Origin of the sequence: Nonomuraea sp. NPDC049028, from assembly GCF_043197735.1 — a bacterium.
In the GTDB taxonomy this organism is placed as follows: Bacteria; Actinomycetota; Actinomycetes; order Streptosporangiales; family Streptosporangiaceae; genus Nonomuraea.
This window is the reverse complement of record NZ_JBICTR010000009.1, coordinates 54509-76006: the sequence shown is the minus strand read 5'-3', so window position 1 is coordinate 76006 and position 21498 is coordinate 54509. Positions and strand designations below refer to the sequence as shown.

The following is a 21498-nucleotide window of genomic DNA, read 5'->3' as shown; positions in this document are numbered from 1 at the left end:
CGCAGGCGCGCACCGCGGGATGCGGTGCGCGCCTGCGTCTGTCAGGTGCCTGCGTCTGCCAGGAGTCTGGCCGACGTGCTTGCGTCGGCCAGAGGCCGAGCGGTCTAGCCGGCGCGACGGCGGTTGCCACCGCCGCCGTTGTTGCCGCCGCCACGCGGCTGGCGGCGCTGCTGCTTGCGCTCGGTGGCCGCGGACGGGGCGATGTCGTCGTCGTCCGTGGCCAGGTCGGGTGACTGGAAGATCACCATGAACGGGCTGGCCGGCACGATGCGCTCCGGCTCCTGGCGCGCCGCGGGCTGCGGCGTGGACAGGAAGCTCGGCTCGGCGATCGGTGCACGCTCCATGACCCGCTCCTCCACGACCTGCTCCTCCACAATCCGCTCCACAGTGGGAGCCTGCTCGACGATCCGCCCGGCGGCGGGCTTGCGCGTACGGGCCGGCCTGCGCTCGCCGGCCTGAGCCTGCTCAGCGATCGGCTCAGCGACCTGCTCAGCGACCTGCTCACGGGTCGACGCACGGGACGCCCTGCGGGCCGGCTTCTGCTCGGTGACCGGCTCGCGCTCGGTGAGCGGGGCCTCCGGGGCGTCGGCGAGGGCGTTCTCGATGGCGGCCGTCGCGGCCCCCCTGCGAGTGCGACCGCGCCGCGGCTCGGCGGCCGCCTCGATCTCGTCCGCTGAGATGATGGCGGGTGTCTCCTCCGTCTTTCGGGCGCTCGCCTTGCTGGAGCGACTGGGCACAGGCTCGACCTCCGGCGTCTCGACGGGTGCGGTGCCCTCTTCCATGGGCATGCCGCCGCGGGTGCGGCGGCGCTGGCGCGGCGTGCGCGCCGGACGCTCCTCCCGCTCGTCACGGCGACCCTCCCGCTCGTCACGGCGGCGGCCGCCGTTGCGCGTGCGGGTCCTGCCGGTCTCGCCGAGGTCCTCGATGCGCTCCGCCGACAGGCCCGCTCGCGAACGGCTGGCGTGCGGCAGGACGCCCTTGGTGCCCTCGGGGATGTTGAGCTCGGTGAAGACGTGCGGCGAAGTGGAGTAGGTCTCCTCGGGTTCGGCGAAGTCGAGCCCGAGCATCTGGTTGATCATCTTCCAGCGGGTCAGCTCCTCCCACTCCACGAACGTGACCGCGATGCCCGTGCGCCCGGCCCGGCCGGTGCGGCCGGTGCGGTGCACGTACGTCTTGTCCTCGGTGGGGCAGTCGTAGTTGACCACGTGGGTGACGTCGTCGATGTCGATGCCGCGCGCCGCCACGTCGGTGGCGACCAGCACGTCGATCTTGCCACTGCGGAACGCGCGCAGGGCCTGCTCGCGCTGGCCCTGGCCGAGGTCGCCGTGGACGGCCGCGACCGCGAAGCCGCGGGTCTCGAGCTGCTCCGCGACCATGTCGCAGGCCCGCTTGGTCTCACAGAAGACCATGGTGAGCCCGCGGCCCTCGGCCTGGAGCAGCCGGGCGACGATCTCGATCTTGTCCATGCGGTGGACGCGCCAGACGATCTGGCGTACCTGCGGGTGCGGGATGCCCTCGCCGCCCTCGCCGTTCTCGTGCTCGGCCCGTACGTGCGTGGGCCGGTTGAGGTATTTGCGGGACAACGCGACGATCTCGCCGGGCATGGTCGCCGAGAACAGCATGGTCTGCCGCTCTTCGGGGATCAGCTTGAAGATCCGCTCGATGTCGGGCAGGAAGCCCAGGTCGAGCATGCGGTCGGCCTCGTCGAGCACCAGCGAGGTGATCTGGCTGAGGTCGAGGTGCTTCTGCTTGACCAGGTCGAGCAGGCGGCCGGGGGTGCCGACGATCACGTCGACGCCGGCCTTGAGCGCTTCGACCTGCGGCTCGTACGCCCGGCCGCCGTAGACGGTCAGGACCCGCGAGCCGAGCTTGCCGGCCGCGGTGACGAGGTCTTCGCTGACCTGTACGGCCAGCTCGCGGGTGGGCACGACGACCAGCCCGCGTGGCTTCTTACGGTTCTTACGCGGTTTGCCGATGCCCTGGAGCATCGCGATGCCGAACGCGTAGGTCTTTCCCGTGCCTGTGCGTGCCTGACCGATCAGGTCCTGGCCGCTCAGCGCGAGCGGGAGTGCCATCTCTTGGATGGGGAACGGTGTGGTGATGCCCTCGGTCTCGAGGGCATCAGCGATCTCTGGTGTGACTCCGAGGTCTCGGAAAGTCGTCAGCGTGGCCTGCCTCAGTCTCAAATGAAGGCGGGCCTGCCGGGACCGACGGGCGGAAAACAAACCCCGTGCCTGGGTCCTCGCGGTAGAGCCAGCCCTCTCGCGTCATCGCGACCGCAGACCCGGAAGCGGGGGGTTAACGGGGAATTCCCCCGAATTAACACAGTGCGGTCGCACTTTCACAGAGCAGTGTACTCGATACCACAACGTTGGCCGAGTTTCCGAATGTTCCCGAAGTACGCTGCCTTCCATGAACGAGTCTCCAGGAGTCGTCGATCTGCTCGGTGTGCTGGCCTATGCCGAGCTCAGCGCCTTCGCGCGGATGACCGAGGACGCGGCCTCCCTGGCCCCCTCCTTGGCCGATCAGGCCGCGCTCAGCGAGCTGGCCGTAGCCGAATATGCCCACTTTCGTCTCCTGCACGACAGGCTGACGGAACTCGGCGCCGATCCCGAGCAGTCGATGTCGCCGTTCGTCGAGGCGCTGGACGCCTGGCACACCCAGACGGCTCCGGCCGACTGGTTGCAGGCGTTGGTCAAGGCGTACGTGGGCGTGGGCATCGCGCTCGACTTCTACCGGGAGGCGGCCAGGCACCTCGAACCGTCGATCGCGAAGCTGGTCGACGAGGTGCTCGTGGACGAGGGCCGCTCGGAGTTCGCGGTGGAGCGGGTCAGGGCCGGGGTCGCGGCCGACCCGGCGGTGAGCGGCCGGCTGGCGCTGTGGGCGCGCCGGCTCGTCGGCGAGGCGCTCAGCCAGGGGCAGCAGGTCGCGGCGGCCCGGCCGGAGCTGGCGCTGCTGGTGGTCGGCCCGGCGGCCGACGACCCTACGCAGATCTCCCGCCTGTTCGCCAAGCTGACCGAGGAGCACGGCAAGCGGATGGCCGCCCTCGGCCTCTGAACCGTCCCGCGCCCCGTGAGCGCGCCGCTCGAGCGAGGGTACGGCGGGTGCCGCCGCACCCCGCTTGAGCCGCTCTTGAGCCGCTGGAGAGTCGCTGCGGAGGCGCTAGAGGGTGCCGCCGAAGCCCACGGGCCTCGACTCGTCCTCGCCGATCTCGATGAAGCCGATCGACGCGACCGGCACGATCACGCGCCGCCCCTTCGCGTCGGTGATGGAGAAGACGCCGCGATCGGCGGCGAGCGCCTTTCTGATCTCCTCTTCGACCTGCTCGGAGGACAGGTCGGTCTCGACAACGAGCTCGCGGTGTACGGAGCGTACGCCGATCTTGACTTCCATCATGCTCCCTTTCGACGGGGCTGGCTCCTCCCATCGTCGCCGCTGGTGAGCCAGGAAACGCCGATGATCGCGCCCAGCGAACGGGTTTAAGCCGTACGCGGAAAACCGCTGATGCCGCGCCAGGCCAGCCGGGCCATGAGCTGCTCGGCGGCGTCCTTCGGGATGGAGCCCTGCGTGGTCACCCAGTAGCGGGCGCTCACCTCGGCCATGCCGACCAGCCCGACGCCGAGCAGGTGGGCCTCGTCGCTGGTGCAGCCGGTGTCCTCCTGGATCACCGCGCTGACCATCTCGGCGCACTCGCGCAGGGAGCGCTCCACCCGCTGGCGCACCGGCGCCACGTTGCGCAGGTCGGACTCGAAGACGAGCCGGAACGCCTCGCCCTGGGTGGAGACGAAGGAGTAGAACGCGCTGAACGTGGCCTGGACGCGGAGTTTGTTCTCATGGGTGGAGGCCAGCGCCTCACGGCAGCGGTTGACCATGTCGTCCACGTGCAGGTCGAGCAGCGCGAGGTAGAGCTCCAGCTTGCCGGGGAAATGCTGGTACAGGACGGGTTTGCTGACCCCGGCCCGCTCGGCGATCTCGTCCATGGCGGCCGCGTGATATCCGTTCTCCACGAACACTTCCTGCGCGGCGCTGAGCAGTTGCCGGCGGCGGGCTAGTCGGGGCAGCCGAGTGCCCCGGGGCTTGGCGTCCGGGGTTGCGGTCACGCTGGTCTCCATGGGGCTCCGAGTCGGCTGTTCGGACATCCTACGTGCGACTCAACGACTCATCAGCGATAGTCGTCATCATCGAGGTCCACCTCGCGATACTGCTCGGCGGCGTCGGCCGGATCGACCTCCAGCGGGGTCTCGCGGGGGCTCCCGCCCTCCGCGTCGCGCACGTCACGGTGCTGCTCGGCGGCGTCGGCCTCGGGGGCCTCGATCGACAGCTCTTCCATCTCGTCGAAGGGGAGGTCGTCCCCACGTACGTCCATCTCCGACATTGCAGTCCCCTTCTAGGTGCGGACGGAACCAGACTACGCCTGACCGAAAAGGTCGCCGTGCTCCTCGACTCTGGCCAGTACGTCGTGTGTCGCGAACACCAGGTCCTCCGGATGCCCGCAGCCCTCGACCTCCTTCCACAGCAGCGGCGTCGAGACCGTGGGCCGTGGCCCGGCGCGCAGTGAATAGGGGGCCACGGTGGTCTTGGCCGGGTTGTTCTGGCTCCAGTCGATGAACACCTTGCCGGGGCGCGCCTTCTTGGCCATCACGCTGACCACCTGGTCGCGGTGGGCCTTCTCCAGCAGCTGGGCCAGTCTCTTGGCGTACGCGGAGGGCTCCTCGCGGCCGTCCCACTCCGCGTACAGCTGCATGCCCTTGTTCCCGCTCGTCTTCGGCCGGGCGGTGAGGCCGTCGGCGCGCAGCACCTCGCGCAGCATGAGGGCCACCCGGCAGCACTCGACGATGGTCGCCGGCGCCCCGGGGTCGAGGTCGAACACGAGGGTGTCGGGCGGCAGCGCCTCACCGTCGTCGGACACCCGCCACTGGGGCACGTGCAGCTCCAGCGCCGCCAGATTGGCGTAGTAGACGAGCGACGGCAGGCCGTCGATCACGGCGAAGTCGATCTCGTCGCGGTTCTTGGTGCTGCCCGGCACGGGCAGGGTGGCTCTCCTGACCCAGTCCGGGGTGTGGTCGGGGGCGTTCTTCTCGAAGAAGGACTGGCCGGTCACCCCGTTCGGGTAGCGCTTGACGGTGAGCGGCCGGCGTTTCAGGTGCGGCAGGAGCGCGGGGGCGACGCGGCTGTAGTAGTCGATCACCTCGGCCTTGGTGAAGCCGACCTCGGGATAGAGCACCTTGTCCAGGTTGGTCAGCACCAGCTGCCGCCCGTCGACCCGCACCGGGACCTTCGCTGGGCTCACAGCGTCACCTCCGAAGGGAGCTTGTCCGGGCGCAGGCCGCGCCACACCGGGTGGCGCAGCCGCAGATCGTCGGTCCACATCGTGTAGGCCACCTCCCCGACGAGTTCGGGTCTAACCCAGCGGTTGCGCCACGGGACGACGTTCTGGAAGGGGCTGCGGGGGATCTCCAGCGGGCTCAGGAACGCGTGGAGCTGGTCGAGCACGGCCTCGGTGAAGCCGGTGCCGACGTGCCCGACGTACGTCAGGCCGTGCTCCGTGAACACGCCCATGATCAGCGAGCCGATCCCACCCGACCTGCGGCCCTTGCCCGGCTTCCAGCCGCCGATCACGACGTCCCTCGTACTGAGGTGCTTCACCTTGATCCACGACGGCGAGCGCGTGCCCGGCCGGTACGGCGAGTCGAGCCGCTTGGCGACGACGCCTTCGAGGCCCTGCTCCTGGGTGGCGGCGAGCAGGTCGGAATCTCCCGGGAAGTACGGCGGGGCGCCGATCTCCAGCTCGTCGAGAAGGCTGCGCCGGTCGCGGTACGGCAGATCCAGCAGTGTGGTGCCGTCGAGGTAGAGCAGGTCGAACGGCAGGTACGTGACCGGGTACAGCTCCAGCATCACCTCTTCCGGGTCGGTGAGGTGCATGCGGTGCTGCAGCCGGACGAAACTGGGCCGCCCTCGGGGATCGAGCGCGACCACCTCGCCATCGATCACCGCATTCTTCACCCCGAACCCCGAAATTTCGGGATACCGGCGGGTGTACTCGACTCCGTGCCTTCCCGTCACCTTCAGTTCACGGTCCAGGTGGAGGATGGCGCGGATGCCATCCCACTTGACCTCCAAGCCATACCGCTCGCGATCTTCCGGTAGTTGTCCGGGTACGGCGAGCATTGGTTCGATGGGGTATGGCATTGGTTGCACCATGACGGGTATGTGCCCATAGGGCGAGCCCGCTAGAGCTGAGGAGTGCCCATGCGCAGCATCTGGAAAGGGGCGATCTCCTTCGGCCTCGTCACGATCCCGGTGAAGCTCTACTCCGCGACCGAGCAAAAGGACGTGACCTTCCACCAGGTACACCGCGAGGACGGTGGCAGGATCCGCTACAAGCGCGTGTGCACGGTCGACGGCGAAGAGGTCCCCTACTCCGACATCGCCAAGGGCTACGAACTGGCCACCGGAGAGATCGTGGTGCTGACGGACGAGGACTTCGAGGATCTGCCACTCAGCACCTCGCGCAGGATCGATGTCCTCCAGTTCACGCCGGCCGACCAGATCGACCCGATCTACTTCGCCAAGTCGTACTACCTGGAACCGGACGGCCAGGGCGACAAGCCGTACGTGCTGCTGCGCAACGCCCTGGAGAGCTCGGGGCAGGTCGCCGTCGTCAAGGTGGCGCTGCGGCAGCGGGAGTCGCTGGCCACGCTCAGGGTGCGTGACGGGGTGTTCGTGCTGGAGACCATGTACTGGCCGGACGAGATCCGCGTGCCCGACTTCGGGTTCCTCGAAGAGGACATCGAGGTACGGGCCCAGGAGCTCAAGATGGCCGAGTCGCTCATCACCACGATGAAGGCGGACTTCGACGCGACCGAGCACCACGACGCCTACCGCGAGGCCCTGCAGCAGGTGATCGAGGCCAAGGTGGAGGGCAGGGAGGTCATCGCGCCGCCGGAGGGCGAGGAGGAGGCGGGCCCCGCCGTCGACCTCATGGCCGCGCTGCGGGCGAGCGTCGACGCGGCCAAGCGCGAGCGTTCCGGCGAGGCCGCCAAGCCCAAGCGGGCCACCAAGGCGTCGAAGGACGCGGGGGACAAGGACACGGGGGAGAAGGCCGCCCCCAAGCGCAAGGCCCGCAAGTCCGCCTGATCCGCCACCGCAAATGCTGATCCGCCACCGCAAATGCAAAGGCGCCTTCGGCATCAAATGCCGAAGGCGCCCCGCATTTATCGGAGGGGGAGGCTTGGCCGGAGGAATTCCGCTTCACTGCTCCCCCGAAAGGCCATGGGAATTAATTCCCGCCGAACCCGGACGCGTTGGCGTGGCGACTTTTACCGAGCGCCTGTGTCCTTTATCGAGGACACAGGCACCCGGCGGTGCGTCCGGAGCTCACCTCAACCGCGTAACCGGTTGCATGGCTATCTCCTCGACGACCGGATCGGCCGTCTCCGAGTTGTTACTGAAGCGCCTCGCGACGAGCGCGCTCCTCTTCCTCACGCTCGAAGTTGAACGAGCGAGCGTTGGCGTCGGCGTCAGAGTCCGTACGCACGGTGTTCTGGTTGTTGTTGTGCAGGTGGATGTGGACCTTGACCCGGCCGCTGCGGCCGTGGTTGCGACGGCCCCAGCCGCCCCAGCCGCCCCAGCCGCCGCAGCGACGGCCACAGCCCCACGAGAAGGTGGAGGCGCTGGTGCTCGCGGAGGCGGTCGTGGCGCTGGCGGAGGTGGCGGTGGTCAGGGCGCCGAGGCTGATGAGGCCGCCGGACATACCCGTGCTGATCACAAGCCCTGCGATGACACTCTTGAACTTGGGCATTGAATTCCCCCCTAAAGGATCGGTTGCCCTGTTCCAGATATTTGCCGGAGTGAACGGTAAATATCTTGGATGACATTGAATGCGTCATCCGTGCTGATTTATTTCCGACGTTCCGGCGGGATAAACGGCCGTAGTTGTGTTTTGCTATACGCTAACTCTCTCATTGCTCTTATTAAGCATTTATGAAATGAAATGAAATGATTTGTCCGTTTTATGGGGGCAGGTCGTCCGCGATGCGGTCGCCCCGATTCCGGCTCGCGGCGACGGCCCCGGAAGCGGGGCGCCGCCGAGAAATCCGGCTAAAGGCCGCGAATCGCGTACCGATAAATGCCAATAAAGGAGCATTTATCCGAAATGTAGGCTGGAGGGCGACGGCGGTTATCGTTGGAGGAGGCGAGGAGGACGCATGACAGCAGCACCGATCCCGCACTGGCCAGGACGGATGTTCGGGTCGGTGCACGTAAGGAAGACCCCCGAAGGCGCCCCCGAGAAGGCGGTCTTCGTGCACGGCCTGGCCGGCGCGGCCACCAATTGGACCGACCTGATGGACGAGCTGAAAGACCTCGTCACCGGCTACGCCATCGACCTGCCCGGCGCGGGGTTCTCACCCGAACCCGCGAACGGCGACTACACCATCGAAGCGCACGCCCGCGCGGTGATCGGCCTGCTGGAGGAGACCGGTCCCGCCCACCTGTTCGGCAACTCGATGGGCGGCGCGGTCGCCGTCAGGGTGGCCGCCACCCGCCCCGACCTGGTGCGCTCGCTCGTCCTCATCTCGCCGGCGCTGCCCGACCTGCTGCCCAGGTACGGCCCGATGCGCATCGCCGCCGCGGCACTGCCCCGGCTGGGCGAGTGGGTGGCGGGCAAGCTCCAGTTGATCCCCGCCGAGCAGCGGATCAGGTCCTCCTTCGCCATGGTCTGGGCGGACATCGCCGCGGTCCATCCGCTACGGCTGCGCGACGCGATCGAGGAGCAGCGCAGGCGCGACGGGCTGCCCCATGCCGCCGCCGCCATGATCGGCTCGGCCCGGGGCATCGTGGCCGAGTACTTCCGCCGCGGCGAGGCGAACCTGTGGCGCCAGGCCGCCCTGATCGAGGCGCCCACCCTGATCATCCACGGCAGGCACGACCGCCTGGTGCGCCCCGCCATGGCCGCCAAGGCGGCCCGTACGTTCCGGCAGGTCAGACTGGTACTCCTGCCGCGAGCCGGGCACGTGGCGATGATGGAGACGCCCCGCGTGGTCGCCGCGGAGGCCCGCCGTCTGATCGGTGAGACACGCTTGGGGAATGCCCCACTCGCCAACTAGGTTTCACAGGTGGATGGGATAGTCCCCCTCGAACGGGAGCGTAGAAAGTGTCGTTGCCACCGCTGGTCGAGCCGGCCGCAGAGCTGACCGTCGACGAAGTGCGCCGCTACTCGCGCCACCTGATCATTCCCGACGTGGGGATGGCCGGGCAGAAGCGGCTGAAGAACGCCAAGGTGCTCTGTGTGGGCGCCGGAGGCCTGGGCTCGCCCGCGCTGATGTATCTGGCGGCGGCGGGCGTGGGCACGCTGGGGGTCATCGACTTCGACGTCGTCGACGAGTCCAACCTGCAGCGCCAGATCATCCACGGCCAGTCCGACGTGGGCCGGCCGAAGGCCGAGAGCGCCGCGGCCACGGTCCGCGAGATCAACCCGCTGGTCAACGTCGTCGTCCACAACACGGCGCTGACCAACGACAACGTGATGGAGATCTTCTCCGGCTACGACCTCATCGTCGACGGCACCGACAACTTCGCCACCCGCTACATGGTGAACGACGCCGCGGTGCTGCTCGGCAAGCCGTACGTCTGGGGCTCGATCTACCGCTTCGACGGCCAGGCGAGCGTGTTCTGGGCCGAGCACGGCCCCTGCTACCGCTGCCTCTACCCCGAGCCCCCGCCTCCCGGCATGGTGCCCTCGTGCGCCGAGGGCGGCGTGCTCGGCGTGCTGTGCGCCTCGATCGGCTCCATCCAGGTCAACGAGGCCATCAAGCTGCTCACCGGCATCGGCGACCCGCTGGTCGGCCGGCTGATGATCTATGACGCCCTGGAGATGAAGTACCGCGACGTCAAGGTCCGCAAGGACCCCGAGTGCGTGCTGTGCGGCAAGAACCCGACGGTCACCGAGCTGCTCGACGACTACGAGGCGTTCTGCGGCGCGATCTCCGCCGAGGCCGCCGAGGCCGCGACGGGCTCGACGATCACCGCCCGCGAGCTCAAGGCCATGCAGGACAACGGCGACGACATCTTCCTCGTCGACGTCCGCGAGATCAACGAGTACGAGATCGTCTCCATCCCCGGCGCCACGCTGATCCCCAAGGGCGAGTTCCTCAACGGCTCGGCCCTGGAGAAGCTGCCGCAGGACAAGCGCATCGTGCTCCACTGCAAGTCGGGCGCGCGCTCGGCGGAGGCGCTGGCGATCGTCAAGAACGCCGGGTTCTCCGACGCGGTGCACGTCGGCGGCGGGGTGCTCAGCTGGGTCGCGACCGTCGACCCCAGCCTGCCCTCCTACTGATACTTTTTCCGTGATGTCCGTTCCGTGAGTCCGTCCACTGGCGTCTGCTTTCTGCGGATGGCGCCCGGTCGCCCGCATTAAGGTCGATGCCGTGGACGACGCCCGCCCCTGGCCCGCTCTCGTGGCGGCCTCCGTGCTGACCATGGTCTGCGCGGTCGCCGCCGGGGTCGCGGCCAGTGTGGCGGGCGCGGAGTTGTCCCGCGGCCCGAGCCCGGCCGAACTCCACTCGGCGGCCAGGCGCGAGGTCGCCGAGCGGTGGCGCACCTGGGCGAGCGGGCGCATCTTCCCCGCCAGCCTGCCCTACTCCGCCGAGCAGGGCGGCCGCGAACGTGCCAGCCGGATCGGCATCTCACCGGCCGTCACCTGCGCCGACTCCGTCGACGCCAAAGCCGCCAAGGCCCTGCGCAAGGCGGGCTGCCTGGGGGTGCTGCGCGCCACCTACATCGACGCCCTGCGGGGCGTGCTCGTCACCGTCGGCGTCGTGGCCCTGCCCGACGAGCCCAAGGCCGTACGCGCCAAGTCCGCCTTTTCCGCCGCCGGCGCCCCCGTGCCCGGCCTGCGGCCCGTGGCCTTCCGGGACACGGTCTCCGACCGTTTCACCCCTTCCGTACGTCAGGCCGGCTCGGTACGCCAGGCCGGCCCGTACCTCGTGCTGACCACGGCGGGCCAGGTCGACGGCCGTCCGGCGCGCACGGTCGGTGAGCAGCGGCCGGCCATCTTCGCCTTCGCCGGCGAGATCTCCGAGCGGATCCTGGCCGACCTGAGCACGCCGCGGATGCCCGACTGCGCCTCCCAGGAGTGGCGGTGCTGACCCGCGCGGCCGTGCTCATCACGGCGACGCTCCTCTTCAGCGCCGGATCCGCGCTGGGGGCCTTGAGCGCCGGGCCCACGCCGGGGCTCTTCAACGCCGCGCCCGCGCTGGCGGACGACGTGCGCGGCGGTCAGGAGCCGGTGATCAGCACGCTGGAGCTGAAGAAGGCGTGGCGGATCAGCAAGGGCGCGGGCGTCACCGTGGCCGTGCTCGACTCGGGCGTCGATCCCGGCCACCGCGACCTGGCCGGCTCCGTGACCGTGGGCAAGGACTTCACCGAGGGCGCCAACCCGCCGGACGTGCCGCCGCGTCGCTTGCACGGCACGTACATGGCCTCGCTGATCGCCGGGCACGGCCACGGACACGGGGGGAAGCTCGGCGTGATCGGGGTGGCTCCGAAGGCGCGGCTGCTGTCGGTCCGGGTGATACTGGAAGACGAGGAGCCGGGGTTCAGGGAGTTCAACACCGCCGTGCGCTTCGAGAACGTGGTGGCCAGGGGCATTCGCTACGCGGTCGATCGGGGGGCGCGCGTGATCAACATGTCGATCTCCAAGGATCTGGCGACCGCTGAGGAGCGGGCGGCCGTGCGTTACGCGATCTCCAAGGGCGTCGTGCTGGTGGCCGCCGCGGGCAATGACGGCGCGGGCAAGCCCGATGAGACGGGATTCGCCCCCTTCTCCTATCCGGCCGCCTTCCCCGGCGTCGTGTCCGTGGGCGCGACGGACCGGCGGCTGCGGCGGGCGACATTCTCCAACTGGAACTCATCGGTGCTGGTGGCCGCGCCCGGCGTCGACATCATGGGCGCGGGCCCCGACGACGAGTACTGGGTCGGCAGGGGCACTTCGCAGGCCACCGCGCTGGTGTCCGGGGTGGCCGCCCTCATCAAGGCCAAATATCCGGCGATGTCGCCGCCGCTGGTCGCGCAGGCCATGACGGCGAGCGCCACCGACCGGCCACCGGGCGGCTACGACACCGCCACCGGCTTCGGCGTTGTCAACGCCGCCAAGGCGCTCGCCGAGGCGGCCCGGCTCGCCAAGCACACCGAGACGGCCGCGGGGGCGCAGGCGCAGGACCCCGCCCGGCCGCTCGCCGGCGGATCGGTGGGCCGGATCGAGGTCGTCAACAGGGACCAAGCGCGCGTAAAGGTCTATGGGACGATCGCCTTGGCGGCCGCCCTCGGCGCGCTCTCCTCCATGTGGGCGATATTCGCCCTGGTCAGACGCGTGCGTCGCGCTCAGAATGGGCAAGACGCATGATCCGCCCGCTAAGGGGGACGAAATAGACACGAACCGAGCCTGGGAACGAGGCGGTGGTGAAGGCACGTAGGTCCACCTCAGGGTTGCCGCGCGCCGGGGGAGCCACATCGGGACGAAGGAACCCGCTCGGTGCTCCAGCCGGCCGCCGTTCTCGCGTGCGCTCCTGGCCGGCCGCCACCGGCCGCGACAGGCTGGCGAGCAAGGAGCGGGTGGAGCAGGCCGTGCTCCGGCAGGGTGTGCGCTTCCGCCGTCTGTTCGTGACGCTGGTCGGCACCATCGTGGTCGCCTCGGCCGTCCTCGTGCTGCTCGGCACGATCGGGCTGCTCGAAGAGACCCGGTCGCGCCCGCTGACCGCCGCCGAGCAGAACCAGTACAAACAAGAGGAGATCGCCAGGCGCTGGCAGGCGTGGCCCGCCACCGACGTCTTCCCCGAAGAGGTCAAGTACGTCGGGCTCGACAAGGCCCAGCAATACGCCCGGCGCGTCGGCATCGCCCCCGAGACCGAGTGCGGCAAGGGCGTCGACCCGTCCGTGGCGGGCGTCCTCGACGACAACGGATGCGTGACCATGCTCCGCGCCACCTACGTGGATCAGACGGCCATGTTCGTCTTCACGGTCGGCGTGGCCGTACTCAAGGACGAGGACTCCAGGCTATCGGCGACGGAGCAGCTCACCCAGGACGACCGGGTCGGCGTGCTGCCCGTGGCCTTCCCCGGCACGGTGACCGAGCGGTTCGGGGCCGACCAGCGCCAGCGTACGGGCTGGGTGGGCGCCGGACCGTACATCGTGTTCTCGACGGCGGGCTACACCGACGGCAGGACCCGGGCGGCCATCCCGCCCGAGGAGATCCTCCACAGCGAGCTGTGGCCGGCGGGCAAGTCGATCGGCAACCAGATCGCCTACTTCCTGGCGGACCCGCCGAAGGTTCCGCCCTGCACTCAGGGGAACGTGTGCTGACCGTCGTACGCGCGCTGACCGCCGCCCTGGTCATGCTGCACGCCCCGGCGGCCGCCCCCGTCCGGGACCAGCAGCAGTGGGTCCTCGACGCGCTCAACGTCGAGCAGGCGTGGACGGTCACCAAGGGCAAGGGCGTCACCGTGGCCGTGGTCGACAGCGGGGTCGACGGCAAGCTCAAGGAGCTGCGCGGCCGCGTGACCGCCGGTCCCGACATGACCGAGGCCACCGTCCAGCGCCAGGCCAAACCCGGCGAGCACGGCACCGCGATGGCCGCCCTCATCGCCGGGTCCGGGGCCGACGACGGGCTGATCGGCGTGGCACCGGAGTCGGGCATCCTCTCCCTGGCCCTGGCGGTCGACGAGGATCCCGGCGCCGGCACCATCGACCCCCAGCAGGAGGAGCAGAGCGCGCTGGAGAGCCCGCTGGCCCGTGCCATCCGCTACGCCGCCAACCACGGCGCCAAGGTCATCAGCATGTCGATCGGCTCCTACGGGCCGCTCAAGTCCGAACGCGAGGCCGTCTCCTACGCGCTCGGCAAGGGTGTCGTGCTGGTCGCCGCCGTCGGCAACGACGGGCAGACCAAGTACGCCAAGGACAACGGCACCTCGTTCTGGAGCTTCCCCGCGGGCTATTCGGGCGTCATCGGCGTCGCGGCCGTCGACAAGCAGGGCAAGGGCGCGACGTTCAGCAGCGACAACCTGTCCGTCCTCGTCTCCGCGCCGGGGGTGGGCGTACCCGTCGTCAAGCGCAAGGGCGGCTACGAGCTTTCGGAGGGCACCAGCTCGGCCAGCGCGCTCGTGGCCGGGGTGGCCGCGCTGGTCAAGTCGCGCTATCCCGCCATGGCGCCCGAGCAGGTCGCGCAGGCCCTGGCCGCGAGCGCCCGGGGACGGCCCGCCGCCGGTTATGACGACAAGACCGGGTTCGGGGTGGTCGACGCCGGTGCCGCGCTCAACGCGGCCGAACGGCTGGCCGGAGAGCAGCGCGAGGTCGCCGTGCCCGACGACCGGCACTTCGGCGTCGGCGAGGACTCGCCCGGGCCGTCGCGTCCGGGGCCCGATCCGTGGCGGCTGTGGCTCTATGGAGGGGGCGTGCTGCTGGCGCTGGTGATGTTCTGCGGGGCCATCATCGTGCTCAATCAGCGTAGAGAGTAAAGATCCGCTATGGTCGCGCGTCATGGGATACGAGCTGCGCGTGGTTCGTGAGGCGCCCTTGGCGTTTTCCGAGCTCGCGAAGGCGATCGCGCCGGCCGGTTTCGGGGTGCGCGGGTCGGACGAGATCGTCACCGGACACGCCGGTGACACGCACGTCGTGGGGCACTGGCGCGATCAGGTGATCGGCGAGCCGGGCTCCGACTGGCAAGTGGCGCAGCTCGTCCTGCTGGCGGCCGCCCTCGGCGCCAGGCTCGTCGGCGAAGACGGCGAGAGCTACACGCTGCGCGACGGCATCGTGGAGCTGGTGGCCGGCGGTTCGGTGGTCGAGATCGGCAAGTTTCACGAAATGATCGAGGCGGGGCCCAACGCATGGACTCCGTGAATCCGTTCGCCGAACGGGTCCTCGAGGTAGTGGAGTCCATCCCGCCGGGCATGGTCATGTCCTACGGCGACATCGCCGAATATCTCGGCGAGGGCGGACCACGTCAGGTCGGGCAGGTCATGTCGACCTGGGGCGGCGGCGTGCCGTGGTGGCGCGTGGTGCACTCCGACGGCACCGGCGCGGCCCCTGACCACGTGCGACGCTGTCTGGAGCACTGGCGCGAAGAGGGCACCCCCCTGCGCGGTGAGCGCGTCGACATGCGCCAGGCGCGCTGGGACGGTCGTTCAGCCGATTCTCAGAAACGAGTTTGACCAGCGGATTCGCTCGTTAAGCGAATCCGCCGCACGTGACTCCCCTTACGATGGCTAGAACCAGTGATGGCGGTTCGAAAGGCGGTGCCTTACCGATGGCAACCGGCGTCACAGCCCTGAGTCAGGGCGGCGATCTGATCGCCGATCGCCTGAAGGCTGTCCAGGATCTCTGTGACCGAGGCGAGCCGCTCGACGCGGTCATGAAGGCCGTCGGACCGGGCGGCCGCGACTCGGCGTTCGACACCGAGGTGCTCAGCGGACCGCTGGGCGCGCGGATGGACTTGGCCGTCAAGCGTGGCGCGGCGCGCAGGCGTGAGCTCATCACGTTGCTGCGCCCCTACCTGGCGGCCGTGGACGCGGGCGTCAAGCGTGACCTGCCGGTCGCGCGGCGCCTGATCTGCCACCTCATCGAGCATCGCCCGGACGACGAGCTCGTCGACGGCGACACGCTCACCAAGGTCGTGGCGGCGGCGGCCGAGCCGTCCAAGCGGATCCGCGCGGGTCTGCGCTGGTACGCCGACCTGCCCTTCCGTGACGAGCTCCCCGCCGCCCTCTACCGGCTGCGGCGCGCCGACCTGGTGCCCGTGACCCACATCGACGACATCGTCTGGGTCAACGGCAAGCTGCGCGTCACCGGCTTCGCCTACCTGGCGGGCCTGTCCGTGCGTAGCCGCCGGTTCAACTGGGCGACCGTGGTGCTGCGCGGGCCGCGCTGGCTGCCTCCGGTGCGCCTGCGCACGCGCCGGGTGCTGGCCCCCGAGGCAACGCACGGCGCGCGCGAGCCCGGCTGCAACTACGACTGGTCCGGGTTCACCGCCGACCTCAGCCCATGGTCCCTGCGCTGGCGCGGAGCCGTGCGCGGCCTCGTGCACGCCGTACGCAGGCGGATGCGCCACCGGCCCGCCGTCCACGACACCACGACGTGGCGGGCCGAGATCGTCTTCTACAGCCGCGGCGCGCGGGCGACGGGCCTGCTGCGTGGCGCGTCCCCCGGCCGCACCGAGCGTCCCGCCGGGCTCAAGCTGCGGCCGGGCTGGTGGGCCAGGCCGGTGTGGACCTCCGACCGGGCGCTGCAGGTCGTGCTCCAGCCCAACCGCGCCGAGCTCACCGGGGTCTCCGTCGAGGGCGACCGCCTGGAGCTGAAGATCTTCCTGGCCGGCCGTACGGTGACCAAGGGCCATGCCCGGCTGGGCGGCCACCGCATGGCCGCCGAGTTCACGCCGGTGGCCAACGGCACGGAGGTGCTGGTCAGCCAGGCCGTGTCCGCCCTGCTGCAGGAGAAGGACGGGCGGCGGCTCTGGGTCGAGCCGAAGGGCGATCCCGCCGCGTCCGTCATGCTCGCCGACCTGGTGGAGACCAGGATGCCGTCCGGCGACCGCGAGATCACCGTGCTGGGCGACCGGCGCGACCGCGTGCTCGTCTCCGCCCACCGCATCCGCCCGGTGATCACCTCGGCGGTGTGGGAGGGGCTCACGCTGGTGCTGCGTGGCAACTACCCCGACGCGGCCGGGCCGCGCGTGCTGACGCTGCGCCACCGGTCGGGGCTGTCCTACCACGTGCCGATGGAGCGTACGGGCGATCAGTTCTCCGTACGCCTCGAGCCCGCGTCGATGGACCGCTTCGGCGAGGTGGTGCCGCTGTCGTCCGGAACCTGGAACATGTCGCTCCGGCACCCGTCCGGGGAGATCGTCCCCGTCCGCATGGACCACGCGGCGCTGCCCGGCCTCGACGAGGAGCCGCGCGCGTCCGAGGGGCGGTCCTTCCGGATGCTCTCGACGCGCTTCGACGTGCCGGTGGTGGCCGTGGAAGAGGAGCGGCCGGCCGACGAGAAGGGCGTCGCGGGCACTCACGTGCTGCGGCGGGTCTTCTATCCGGCACAGCGCACCGAGCCGCTGACCGACGCGACCGTCTACGTGGTCAACGACGGCCGCCTCTACGCCGACAGCGTCCGGGCGATCTACGAGGAGCGGGTGCGGCGGGGTGATGACCGCGAGCACATCTGGATCGTCAAGGACGGCGCGTTCACGCCGCCTCCGGGCACCACCTCGGTACGCGCCGGCAGCCGCGAGCACCACGCTGCGCTCGCCCGCTCCAGATTTATCGTGACAAATGCGTTCCTGCCGGTTTGGTTCCGCTCGCGCGAGGACCAGGTCGTCCTGCAGACCTGGAACGGCACGCCGGCCAAGCGCATCGGCAACGACCAGCCGCACATGACCCGCGACCCCCGCCCGCCGATCTGGCACCGGCAGGCGGCCGAGGTGCGCGGCTGGGACGTGCTGCTGTCGCAGTCGCCCTGGGCCACGCCGGTGCTGCGGCGCGCGTTCGGCTACCAGGGGGAGATCCTGGAGAGTGGGCTGCCGCGCAACGACGTGCTCACCTCGCCGGACCGCGACTCGCTGGCGGCCGCGGTGCGGGAGCGGCTGGGCCTGGTCGAGGGCAAGCGCGTGGTGCTGTACGCGCCGACCTGGCGAGACTATGACCGCAAGAACGCGATGGTGAAGCTCGACCTGGCCAAGGCCCGCGAGGCACTGGGCGCCGACCACGAACTCCTGGTCAGAGCCCACCCCATGCAAGCCATGCCCGCCGTCCCCGACATCGCCCACGACGTCACGACTTATCCCGATATGGCGGATTTGCTGCTCGTGACGGACGTGCTGGTCACGGACTACTCCTCGGTCATGTTCGACTTCGCCGCCACCGGCCGCCCGATCGTCTTCTACGGGTACGACCTGGCGAAATACTCATCGAAGCGCGGTCTCTACATCGACCTCCCGGAGCAGGCGCCGGGGCCGGTGCTGTCGACGTCGGCGGAGGTGATCGACGCACTACGCTCGATCGACTCGGTGGCCGCGGCCCACGCGGACCGCTACGACGCCTTCCGCGCCACCTTCGCTCCTAGGGACGACGGCAAGGCAACGGCCCGAGTTGTGGACCACCTGTTCTCCTAGACAGCTGGCCACCCACCCGTCTGGGTGGGTGGCCGTCGAGAACCCAGGATCGATCCCTATCGCGGCAGGTCGATCTGATACCGGATGAAGCCCCGGTTCACGGCCACCTTGTCGTAAAGGCGCCGCGCGGTGGCGTTCGACTCGTGGGTGTTCCAATAGACGCGATCGCAACCACGATCCCGGGCCCAGTCGACCACGCTCTCGATCAACGTACGACCCACACCCAGCCCACGCACATCCTCAGCCGTGAACAGGTCCTGCAAATAGCAGACGTCAGTATCCGGTGCCGAGGTGCTCGGATGGGTGAGGAAATGCGTGATCCCTATGAGCCTGCCGTCCAGTGTCGCGCCGAGGGCGTGTAGACGCGTGTCCGCCTGGAATTCATCCCACGCCCTGTCGTACATCAGGTCCGGCTCGACTCGCTGGTAGAAGTCGATGTAGGCGCGGAACAGGCTCTCCCAAGCCGCTCTGTCAGACGGGCGGAGCTTGCGGATGCTGATCACGGCGCCTCCTGAGGACTTCGCACGGTCGGTCGCGGCACGCCACAAGGTAGGGGCAGAGTGGTCTCCTATGACACAGCCACTCTTCGGCTGAATCTAAGGACCACCTCGGTACACCACCCGGTGGACGCTATTCGCCTCAGCGCGGATCGAACGAGCGAATGTACGCACCGAACGTCGATCCAGAACACGGCAACCGCATGCTGGTCGCGCGCAAGGCATCGATGAGGTTCCCGGCTGATACGTCGGTGAGCTTCCCATCGCGACGTGCGTTGGCGAGCAACCAGATGGTGCCGTGCACTTTCAAACCGTAGGCCCGGCCCACCTGCACGGCTTCCCTGTCATCCGTGATCGCGATGCCGCCGGACAGTTCGGCCGCTGAGAACACGCTTGCTTCTCCTCGGTCCCTGTCGGAGGAGCCGATGCGCTTGACCCATCTGGCGAAACACTGGAGCTCTTCGAAGGAGTCAAGTCTTGCCACGCCCAGCCAATCCGCGTCCAGAGCGCTGCGGAGAGTTGGATATTTTGTCAGTCCCTGTCGTATCTCTTCGCGCACCACATGAGTCGTGAGACAGGTGGACCCGAGCAGTAGATCTCGCAGCACATCGAAACGTTCGGCGCGGCAGAAATGGCTGAGACAGGTTGCGTCGAACACCAAAGGGGGATCGGGCTCGTCGCCGTTCATGGCTCCAGGTCCGTGTAATCCCGGGCAGGGAGGTCGGCCGCCGAGACCTGGCCGCGCATCATCTCAACCGCGCGGGATGTCGTGATGAGCCCGTTCTTGAACGTCTGCAGTACGGCGTGCGCGTAGCGCGGCGGAACGAGAACCGCCTCGAGATCCGGCTGTGGAGCCCAGCCGACCGCTTCCATCAGCTCCGCTCGCGTCGGATTGCGTTGACGCAGTGTTTTGGCGGCGTCCCTGTCGATGAAACCGGCCTCGGTCGCCTGACGAAGGGTCAACGACCACGATGTCCGGTACTTCGCGGCGAAGGTGATCAGTATGTCCCGCTTCGTGGTCGGGCCGGCGGGGACGCACTCGGTGAGCGTGTCGATCGGCAGCAGTAATTCCGCGGAGAAGGAATCTATGATCGACTCCCTTTCGGCGCGCGAGCTGTGGACACCGATGTCGGAGGAGTATTCGTCGCCGATTATCAGATGTCCGAGCTCGTGGGCCGCCGTCGCGCGGCGGCGGCCTGGATCGCCGTTGCTGCTGACGACCGCCACGGCGATATCGTCTTCGACCAAGGAAGCTCCGTCACCGGGCGTCTCGACTATGGCCACCAGCTGTCCGAGTCGCTCGCATACGGACATCATCGAGTCGATGGGATCAAGCCCGAGGTTGAGCCGCCCGCGTGCCCACGAGGCCGCAGAACGCGCGCTCAGGGTGTCCTCCACGGTCTCGGGATATCGCTCGATGCGTGGAGCGGCCAATTCTCCGAGTTCTATGAGCTGTTGGACGTCGGACAGCCAAGTGGATAGCGCGATCTCCAACCGGTAGGACTGTCGGGTGGCGTCGGTCACAGTGTCGTCGGCCAACTCCGTGCGACGGGAAACGACCGGCGGGGGAGAGCTGAGAAAGTAGCTCAACGGGACCTTGAGGATGGCCGAAAGTTTGGCCAGTTCTAGCGCGTCGATCCGACGCACGCCTGTCTCGATCTTGGCGATCATTGTGCGGTCGAGATTCATGGCCGAAGCGAGCTGCTCCTGGGACATGTCAGCCGCGAGCCGGCATTCGCGGACGCGGTCACCTACGCCTGTCCACTCTCTGCCATCCTTCATAGTGCGATAATCGCACGGACGGCCATCGCTTAGCAGATCGTTCGGAGAACATAGGGGTAATCGTTATCTCAAGAGCACATTGTCCGGCTCTGGCATATGTGCAGATCGTGCGGCTCTGAGGCGCTATGCGCTTTGGGGCGGAGGTCTCCAGCTGCGGGGGCTGGCCCCGGGCCGAGGGCTACTTGCGCAGTTCGACGAGAAGAGACATCGGCGTCTCCTGGATGGTGAACGTCCGGAAGCTCGTGTGGGCGATGATGGCCGCGAACTGCTTCTTGTCGTACGCCCGCCTGGGAAGGACCGAGCGGAGTACGTAGCGGATGATGACGGCGTTGACCGGGCCGATGCCCATGCGGGCGACGTCCTCGTCGACCGCCTCCTTGGAGACGTCGCGGCGCAGGTCGTTGATGTAGGCGGAGCCGCCGGGGCGTAGGACGCGGTGCATCTCGCGTAAGGCGCCGACCGGGTCGGAGAAGTTCTTGAAGGCGGCGCAGCAGGCGATGAAGTCGAAGCTCTCGTCGTCGAAGGGCATGGCCGAGGCGTTTCCTTGGCGGAAGTCGACCTGGGCGCCCGCCTCGGCGGCCTTCTGGCGGGCGATCTGGACGAATGAGGAGCTGACGTCGAGGCCGGTGACCCGGTAGTGGCCGGTTCTGGCCAGTCTGATGGCGAGGTAGCCGGGGCCGGGGGCCACCTCCAGGATGTCGCCGCTTGCCGGGGCGTGTTCCAGGACCAGTTGGGCCTGCTCCGCGAACCTCGACGGGTCCTTGCCGGTGTTTCTCGCGTACCAGCGGGCGATCGAGCCTTCCATGCCGATGCCCTTGTAGCCCTTGTCGGTTCTGGTCATGACGTGTCGTTCCTCTCTGCCACGCTGTACAAGTCACGATATATCGCATTGTGGGCAAGTCAAGATATGTCGCGAAACTCCACGCCGGGCCCCTGCGGCGTGTCGTTGGGTGTGGTGACATTTACGCCGGTAGCGTTGGCCGATCGCGTGGTAGAGAGGTCAACTCGGCACGATCTACCCCTGTGGTCTGGTGGAATCTAGTGTTGTGAGTGCTCAGACCTGGCGGT

22 protein-coding genes are annotated in these 21498 nt (G+C 68.8%); 11 read left to right on the top strand and 11 right to left on the bottom strand.

Features of this window, described 5'->3' with window-relative positions; translation table 11 throughout:
* Positions 1–104 precede the first annotated feature (104 nt).
* On the bottom strand, positions 105–2075 hold the full coding sequence (locus tag ACGFJ2_RS33855) for a DEAD/DEAH box helicase (RefSeq protein WP_358179372.1): 1971 nt from the start codon (positions 2073–2075) through the stop codon (positions 105–107).
* 337 nt (positions 2076–2412) lie between these two features.
* Here ACGFJ2_RS33855 and ACGFJ2_RS33850 point away from each other — a divergent pair, with 337 nt between their 5' ends.
* Complete coding sequence (locus ACGFJ2_RS33850) at positions 2413–3057, top strand: ferritin-like fold-containing protein (protein ID WP_358551581.1); 645 nt, start codon at positions 2413–2415, stop codon at positions 3055–3057.
* A 105-nt stretch (positions 3058–3162) separates the two neighbouring features.
* Here the strand turns inward: ACGFJ2_RS33850 and ACGFJ2_RS33845 are convergent, their stop codons facing one another.
* The 5 genes from ACGFJ2_RS33845 to ligD (ACGFJ2_RS33825) form a co-directional block, all read right to left on the bottom strand.
* Positions 3163–3396: a DUF3107 domain-containing protein gene (locus ACGFJ2_RS33845; protein WP_225300631.1), complete on the bottom strand. Its 234-nt coding sequence runs from the start codon at positions 3394–3396 to the stop codon at positions 3163–3165.
* An 83-nt stretch (positions 3397–3479) separates the two neighbouring features.
* Complete coding sequence (locus ACGFJ2_RS33840) at positions 3480–4100, bottom strand: TetR/AcrR family transcriptional regulator (protein ID WP_357944383.1); 621 nt, start codon at positions 4098–4100, stop codon at positions 3480–3482.
* A gap of 62 nt (positions 4101–4162) precedes the next feature.
* Positions 4163–4375, bottom strand: coding sequence for a hypothetical protein (locus tag ACGFJ2_RS33835; RefSeq protein WP_358179376.1), 213 nt, complete (start codon positions 4373–4375; stop codon positions 4163–4165).
* A gap of 33 nt (positions 4376–4408) precedes the next feature.
* Positions 4409–5290 carry a non-homologous end-joining DNA ligase gene (gene ligD / locus ACGFJ2_RS33830; protein WP_393475235.1) on the bottom strand — a complete coding sequence of 294 codons (882 nt, stop codon included), beginning with the start codon at positions 5288–5290 and terminating at the stop codon, positions 4409–4411.
* Positions 5287–6189, bottom strand: coding sequence for a non-homologous end-joining DNA ligase (ligD, locus tag ACGFJ2_RS33825; RefSeq protein WP_393475232.1), 903 nt, complete (start codon positions 6187–6189; stop codon positions 5287–5289). The genes ligD (ACGFJ2_RS33830) and ligD (ACGFJ2_RS33825) overlap by 4 nt, the downstream gene beginning before the upstream one ends.
* Positions 6190–6249: 60 nt before the next feature.
* Here ligD (ACGFJ2_RS33825) and ACGFJ2_RS33820 point away from each other — a divergent pair, with 60 nt between their 5' ends.
* Positions 6250–7137, top strand: coding sequence for a Ku protein (locus ACGFJ2_RS33820; protein ID WP_357944393.1), 888 nt, complete (start codon positions 6250–6252; stop codon positions 7135–7137).
* A gap of 307 nt (positions 7138–7444) precedes the next feature.
* On the opposite strand, the gene ACGFJ2_RS33815 is transcribed toward ACGFJ2_RS33820, so the two are convergent.
* Positions 7445–7801 (bottom strand): hypothetical protein, encoded by a 357-nt coding sequence (locus ACGFJ2_RS33815; RefSeq protein WP_357652003.1) that lies wholly within the window; start codon positions 7799–7801, stop codon positions 7445–7447.
* 406 nt (positions 7802–8207) lie between these two features.
* Here ACGFJ2_RS33815 and ACGFJ2_RS33810 point away from each other — a divergent pair, with 406 nt between their 5' ends.
* The 9 genes from ACGFJ2_RS33810 to ACGFJ2_RS33770 all read left to right on the top strand — a co-directional run bounded on the left by ACGFJ2_RS33810 (position 8208) and on the right by ACGFJ2_RS33770 (position 18151).
* Entirely contained in the window at positions 8208–9107 is a 900-nt protein-coding gene (locus ACGFJ2_RS33810; protein WP_393475228.1) for an alpha/beta hydrolase, read from the top strand.
* Positions 9108–9154: 47 nt separating this feature from the next.
* Complete coding sequence (moeZ, locus tag ACGFJ2_RS33805; protein ID WP_393475225.1) at positions 9155–10336, top strand: adenylyltransferase/sulfurtransferase MoeZ; 1182 nt, start codon at positions 9155–9157, stop codon at positions 10334–10336.
* A gap of 91 nt (positions 10337–10427) precedes the next feature.
* Positions 10428–11147 carry a hypothetical protein gene (locus ACGFJ2_RS33800; RefSeq protein ID WP_357944406.1) on the top strand — a complete coding sequence of 240 codons (720 nt, stop codon included), beginning with the start codon at positions 10428–10430 and terminating at the stop codon, positions 11145–11147.
* Positions 11141–12403, top strand: a complete 1263-nt coding sequence (locus ACGFJ2_RS33795) for a S8 family serine peptidase (RefSeq protein WP_393475222.1) — start codon at positions 11141–11143, stop codon at positions 12401–12403. The genes ACGFJ2_RS33800 and ACGFJ2_RS33795 overlap by 7 nt, the downstream gene beginning before the upstream one ends.
* 155 nt (positions 12404–12558) lie before the next feature.
* Positions 12559–13359: a hypothetical protein gene (locus ACGFJ2_RS33790; RefSeq protein WP_357944410.1), complete on the top strand. Its 801-nt coding sequence runs from the start codon at positions 12559–12561 to the stop codon at positions 13357–13359.
* Positions 13353–14510, top strand: a complete 1158-nt coding sequence (locus ACGFJ2_RS33785; protein WP_357944413.1) for a S8 family serine peptidase — start codon at positions 13353–13355, stop codon at positions 14508–14510. Before ACGFJ2_RS33790 ends, ACGFJ2_RS33785 begins: the two co-directional genes overlap by 7 nt.
* A gap of 22 nt (positions 14511–14532) precedes the next feature.
* Positions 14533–14892 carry a hypothetical protein gene (locus tag ACGFJ2_RS33780; protein ID WP_357944416.1) on the top strand — a complete coding sequence of 120 codons (360 nt, stop codon included), beginning with the start codon at positions 14533–14535 and terminating at the stop codon, positions 14890–14892.
* Complete coding sequence (locus ACGFJ2_RS33775) at positions 14880–15203, top strand: MGMT family protein (protein WP_357944419.1); 324 nt, start codon at positions 14880–14882, stop codon at positions 15201–15203. The genes ACGFJ2_RS33780 and ACGFJ2_RS33775 overlap by 13 nt, the downstream gene beginning before the upstream one ends.
* Positions 15204–15298: 95 nt before the next feature.
* Positions 15299–18151 carry a CDP-glycerol glycerophosphotransferase family protein gene (locus ACGFJ2_RS33770; RefSeq protein WP_357944422.1) on the top strand — a complete coding sequence of 951 codons (2853 nt, stop codon included), beginning with the start codon at positions 15299–15301 and terminating at the stop codon, positions 18149–18151.
* A 56-nt stretch (positions 18152–18207) separates the two neighbouring features.
* On the opposite strand, the gene ACGFJ2_RS33765 is transcribed toward ACGFJ2_RS33770, so the two are convergent.
* From ACGFJ2_RS33765 to ACGFJ2_RS33750, 4 genes are all read right to left on the bottom strand, one after another.
* The gene (locus ACGFJ2_RS33765) at positions 18208–18654 is read right to left on the bottom strand and encodes a GNAT family N-acetyltransferase (RefSeq protein ID WP_393475217.1); all 447 of its coding nucleotides are present in this window, start codon (positions 18652–18654) and stop codon (positions 18208–18210) included.
* A 136-nt stretch (positions 18655–18790) separates the two neighbouring features.
* Positions 18791–19336, bottom strand: a complete 546-nt coding sequence (locus tag ACGFJ2_RS33760) for a hypothetical protein (protein ID WP_393475214.1) — start codon at positions 19334–19336, stop codon at positions 18791–18793.
* Positions 19333–20430, bottom strand: coding sequence for a helix-turn-helix domain-containing protein (locus tag ACGFJ2_RS33755; RefSeq protein ID WP_393475211.1), 1098 nt, complete (start codon positions 20428–20430; stop codon positions 19333–19335). Before ACGFJ2_RS33755 ends, ACGFJ2_RS33760 begins: the two co-directional genes overlap by 4 nt.
* A 178-nt stretch (positions 20431–20608) precedes the next feature.
* The gene (locus ACGFJ2_RS33750) at positions 20609–21271 is read right to left on the bottom strand and encodes a class I SAM-dependent methyltransferase (RefSeq protein WP_393475208.1); all 663 of its coding nucleotides are present in this window, start codon (positions 21269–21271) and stop codon (positions 20609–20611) included.
* Between the last annotated feature and the right edge of the window lie 227 nt (positions 21272–21498).